Origin of the sequence: uncultured Gordonia sp. (genome assembly GCF_937858515.1) — a bacterium.
GTDB lineage: Bacteria > Actinomycetota > Actinomycetes > Mycobacteriales > Mycobacteriaceae > Gordonia.
Genome location: NZ_CALLZT010000155.1, coordinates 1 through 4,745, shown reverse-complemented (window position 1 = coordinate 4,745; position 4,745 = coordinate 1). Strand labels below are relative to the sequence as shown.

The 4,745-nt window shown below is 64.8% G+C and carries 4 protein-coding genes and 1 pseudogene; 4 read left to right on the top strand and 1 reads right to left on the bottom strand.

Going from position 1 to position 4,745, the window contains the following annotated elements:
- A pseudogene (locus tag Q0627_RS15020) lies at nucleotides 1–230 on the top strand (long-chain fatty acid--CoA ligase); the annotation flags it as partial.
- Nucleotides 231–765: 535 nt separating this feature from the next.
- On the opposite strand, the gene Q0627_RS15015 reads toward Q0627_RS15020, so the two are convergent.
- Nucleotides 766–1,947, bottom strand: a complete 1,182-nt coding sequence (locus Q0627_RS15015; RefSeq protein ID WP_291019433.1) for an ATP-binding protein — start codon at nucleotides 1,945–1,947, stop codon at nucleotides 766–768.
- A 119-nt stretch (nucleotides 1,948–2,066) separates the two neighbouring features.
- Here Q0627_RS15015 and Q0627_RS15010 point away from each other — a divergent pair, with 119 nt between their 5' ends.
- The 3 genes from Q0627_RS15010 to Q0627_RS15000 form a co-directional block, all read left to right on the top strand.
- A complete protein-coding gene (locus Q0627_RS15010; RefSeq protein WP_291019422.1) occupies nucleotides 2,067–2,675 on the top strand; it encodes a TetR/AcrR family transcriptional regulator in 609 nt (202 codons plus the stop codon).
- A gap of 176 nt (nucleotides 2,676–2,851) precedes the next feature.
- The gene (locus Q0627_RS15005) at nucleotides 2,852–4,411 is read left to right on the top strand and encodes a nitric oxide reductase activation protein NorD (RefSeq protein WP_298811099.1); all 1,560 of its coding nucleotides are present in this window, start codon (nucleotides 2,852–2,854) and stop codon (nucleotides 4,409–4,411) included.
- The coding region (locus Q0627_RS15000; protein ID WP_298811092.1) for an AAA family ATPase at nucleotides 4,408–4,745 on the top strand (338 nt) is incomplete at its 3' end. The genes Q0627_RS15005 and Q0627_RS15000, both read left to right, overlap by 4 nt.

The window sequence follows — 4,745 nt, the reverse complement described above, 5'->3', positions numbered from 1 at the left end:
CCTTCGTCACCAGCGTCCCCGGCCCCAACGGCCCCCGCGTCGGAGCAGCGGTGGTCTCCACCTCCGGCGCCACCCCGGAAGCCCTGCGCGCAGGCGCCCGCGAACTCCTCAGCGCCTTCAAGGTCCCGTCGGTCTGGCTGGTCGTCACCTCCGCCGACGACATCCCCCGCGGCGGCACCGGCAAGGTCCTGGCCACCGAACTCCGCGACCTCCTCATCGCCGCCGGATAGGCCGCCTTGGTTCGAGGAGGTCGCGTCAGATGGCGAAAGGTCGCCAGACCCTTCGCGACCCTCGCTCCTTCGTCGCTTCGGCCTCAGGGATCAAGAAGGTGTTTGCGTCCGCAACGCCCCTCGACCTGCAGACCGCCGGCCTGTCCGACGGCAACCCTGCTTGACATACGGCCGCCCCGGTCACCGGACTATCGATACCGAACAAGAAGACGTTTGCGCCGGGGACCCTTCTTGACTTATGACCATCCTGGTCACCGGACTGTCGATACCGAACAAGAAGACGTTTGCGCCGGGGACCCTTCTTGACATATGGCCGCTCTGGTCACCGGACTGTCGATACCGAACAAGAAGACGTTTGCGTGGGGACGCTTCTTGATCCCTGAGGAGAGGCGCGCGAGCTTGCGAGCCGACTCGTCTCGAAGGGTCCGGTGACGCGAGGCTCCCAACCCGGGCACCTCCGGAAGCGGTTCGCACCCGAATCCAAGATATTGACACTTGTCAGTGTATCTGCGGGGCAGTGACGCAGGTTACAAGTTCAAGCCCGGGCGCTGATCTCTCGCAGTGAGCGGACCAACGCCCTAAGTCCGATCACCGTACAGCCGCTCATCGGGTAGGTGTCGTCACCAGGGTAGACGACATAGCGTTCGGAGATCGCCAAGTCATCGGCCGCGCGGTGGAATCCGGCCGAAACATGCGGTGCTGTAGATCGTTTCACCTCGACAGCGATCTGTGGCCGCCCGCCACGCACGAGCACCAGGTCGAGTTCATCTCCACGTGCGGTCCGGTAGTGGTAGGGCTGCCAGCGATCGCCGACGGCGTCGATGACGCACTCGACCGCGAAACTCTCGTAGCTCGCCCCTGCTGCGGGGTGCCCGAGAAGCATGTCGAGGGAGTCTATGTCCAGGAGAGCATGGAGCAGCCCCGAGTCGCGCACGTGAACCTTCGGGGCCTTGGTGACGCGCTTTCCGACGTTCGTATGCCAGGCCGGGAGTGATCGCACCAGTGCGAGGTCGGCGAGTAAGTCGATGTACCGGGTGACAGTCGGACTGGTGACGCCCAACCCCGCGGCCAGTTTCGACGCATTCAGCTGGCCGCCCGACGAGTGGGCGAGCATCGTCCAGAGACGACGCAGTGTCTCCGCCGGGATTCGAGGGGCGAACATCGGGATATCGCGTTCCAGGTACGACCGGATCAGGTCCTGCCGCCAGCGCAGGGAGTCGTCATCTGACGCCAGTAGGGCGTCAGGAAACCCTCCCCGGACCCAACGATCGTCCATGCCGATGCCTGACGACGCTGCCTCATCGACGTTGACGCCGGACAATTCCAGAAACGAGATCCGGCCGGCCAGGCTTTCCGAAGACAGCTTCATCAGATCCAGCGATGCCGAGCCCAGCAGCAGGAACTGACCGTTGCGGAAGCCCGTCCGCCTGTTGTCGTCGATGACGCCGCGAAGGGTTTCGGTGATCGCCGGGAGTCGTTGCACTTCATCCAGCACCACCAGCCGCGGGGACTGCCCCCGCAGGTAGGCATCGGCATCGGAGAGCCGGCGCACATCGGCCGGACGCTCAAGGTCGAGGTAGGTCGCGCCTGTCGGCCAGTCGTCGGCCAGGTCCCGCGCCAGCGTCGTCTTCCCGATCTGCCGTGGTCCGAGCAGCACCACAGCCGACGTCGCAGCCAGACGCCGCCGCAGTTCCGCAGCGACTAACCGAGGGATCATGCGTGCAAATTTAACACGAGCTTTTAAATTTGCACGCCAATCCTAGCGGTTGACACTTGTCAGTGACGTCTGTCAGTATCTGCGTGTAGTGATACAGGTTACACCTCGGGGGTCATCGAATGAGCGGATTGACGGGTGCGCCCACCGGGCGCGAGGCGCAGCGCCTTGAGACGCGCAGGCGGTTGCTCGACGCCGCGACGGACGAGTACGCCCGTAAGGGGATCGCCGGGGCCGACCTCAATGCGATCGTCACCGAGGTGGGTGTCGCCCGGGGGACGTTCTATTTTCACTTTCCCACCAAGGAGCACGTGCTCGTCGACATCGAGGCGCGGCAGGAGGAGCTGATCTCCGAGGCGCTCGGCGGGTTTCTCGCGACCGGACCGCCGCTGGCCGACGCGCTGGCCAAGACCATCGATCTCGTCGCCGATATCGAGACCCGACTCGGTAAACATCTGTTCAAAGATCTGGTGGCGCTGCGTTTCTCACCGAACCGTCCGGTGACCGAGGAGTGGCGCGAGCACAAGGTGATCACCCTGGTCGTGGAGTTGATTCAGTCCGCGCAGCGCAGGGGTGAGGCCGAGATCGTCGTCGATCCGTATCACAGTGCGGTGTTCTTCCTGCTCGGCGTGTACGGGTTGCTCGCGGTCACCATCGACGCCGATCAGCTGCGGAAAGAGTCCGCCGACAGTTATCTCACCTATACGCTGCGCAGCCTACAACCCCGTTAGACCGAAACCGATTTTTCCGAAACTGATACGGAGACAATCCATGTGGCAAGAAATCGTCCGACTCGCCTTTGCCTGGGGAGTGATGGGACTGGTGATCTGGTTCTGGTACTGGATCATGAAGAACATCGGAACCTTCTGACCCGATGAGCGCACCCACGCTCGCGGAAGAGGTGACGATGCCGCCGCCTGGCACCGGCCGCACCAGCACGGCCACAACCGAATCCGATGCGATGGCCATCGAACGCAGCTGTTCGGTCACCGCGGTCGCATTCTCCGAACAACGCATTTCGGGTGTCCGGCTGATGAGCGGACCCCGACGTACGTTCGGACTCAATGCCGGTCACACGATGATGAACGTCCCCTACCCCGCGCTGGAGGCGGGCTGGACCCGTACGACCCTCACCTGTGGTGTGGCGCTGCAATGTTCCCCGTCGAAGGGCCGGCTCTACTGGTTCCGTCTGCACGAACTCACCCCACGACAGCTCGCGGCGCTCGCCGTGATCGAGGGCGGGGTTGCGGCGGGCTGGGTGGCCCGCAACTTTCCCGGCCTGATCCCCGAATTGGACCGGCTCGCACCGGGAATCGAGTATCTCGACCCGGACCTGGACGGCGAGGCGATCGTCGACCGCGCGCTGGCACTGGCCCGGACGAAAATGGACCTGTACCCGCACACGATTCTGGGCCGGATCACCGTCCGGCCACCCGAGTCCGATTCTCTGGCCGCCAAGTTCAAACGAGGCTACGGCCGGATGCCGTGGACGTCCTCGCGCACCGATGCCAAGCGGCTCATGTCGATTCCGGTCGGCGGAGACGGCGGGGTGCGCAACTCGAATCTGCCGCCACCGTCGAAACCCGAGAACGACGAGGTCCAGATCGATCCGGATCAGCGGGTGGGTGTCCCGTACCCCGAGTGGAACATGTGGAATCAGGCGTTCCTGCCCAATCATGTTGCGGTGCTCGAACGTCGGCACCAGACCCGCAACAGTCCGGTCGCCGCGGTGTCCCCCGACATCCGCAAATGGTTCGCCGAACACACCCACCGCGCCATCCGCAGCGGCCTCGACGATGGCTCCGACGTCGACGTCGACCGCTACGTGGCGCACTACCTCGACACCATCACCGGCGAAGCCGGCGAACCCCGGATCTTCCGGGAACTGCTGCCGAGTTCACGCGATGTCAGCACCGCCCTGCTGCTCGACGGCTCCTCGTCGCTGAGTTCCAACGGCGGCAAGGCCTTTCGCATCGAACTAGCCTGTGCCGACGCCCTGTCGCGGGCGATGACCCTGGCGAAGGAGCGGCACGGGATCTTCGTGTTCTCCGGCAACACCCGGCACCGGGTGGAGGTCAACTGCCTCAAGGACTTCGACGACCGACACTTCGTCGACCCGAGCGCGCAGGGCCTGCGGGCCGGCGGCTACACCCGGCTCGGCGCGCCGATCCGGCACCTCACCAAACGCCTGCTCGACCAGCCGTCCGAGCGTCGGCTGCTGATCATCATCGGCGACGGTCTCATCTCCGACGAGGGCTACGAGGGCCGGTACGCGTGGGCCGACGTCGCGCACGCCGTCGAAGAGGCCGAGGAGGCCGCGATCTCCGTCTTCTACATCGGCGTCGGACCGGTGCGCGTCGACCCGCTGCCGGAAGTGTTCGGCGAGAAGAAGCCCCGCCGCATCGGCCACGTCGACGACCTACCCGAAATCCTGGCTCATATCCACCGAGAGTTGGTCTCCGAATGACAAGCAACGACCTGTATTTCTCCAACGGCACCGAGGTGCAGCTGTTCGAATGGGCCTACGCCCAGCACATGCCGGTGATGCTGACCGGCCCCACCGGCTGCGGCAAGACCCGCTTCGTCGAACACATGGGGCATCTGCTGGGCCGGGAGGTGATCACCATCAGCTGCCACGACGACCTCACCAGCGCCGACCTCGTCGGCCGGTTCATGGTCACCGGCGGCGACTTGGTGTGGGTCGACGGCCCGCTCACCAAAGCGGTCAAGACCGGAGCGATCTGCTACCTCGACGAGGTGGTGGAGGCCCGGCACGATTCGCTGGCGATCCTGCATTCGCT

What these genes read in the sequence shown, in the direction of transcription:
- Q0627_RS15015 (WP_291019433.1), bottom strand. Translation starts at nt 1,947, where the DNA reads ATGATCCCTCGGTTAGTCGCTGCGGAACTGCGGCGGCGTCTGGCTGCG.
- Q0627_RS15010 (WP_291019422.1), top strand. Translation starts at nt 2,067, where the DNA reads ATGAGCGGATTGACGGGTGCGCCCACCGGGCGCGAGGCGCAGCGCCTT.
- Q0627_RS15005 (WP_298811099.1), top strand. Translation starts at nt 2,852, where the DNA reads ATGCCGCCGCCTGGCACCGGCCGCACCAGCACGGCCACAACCGAATCC.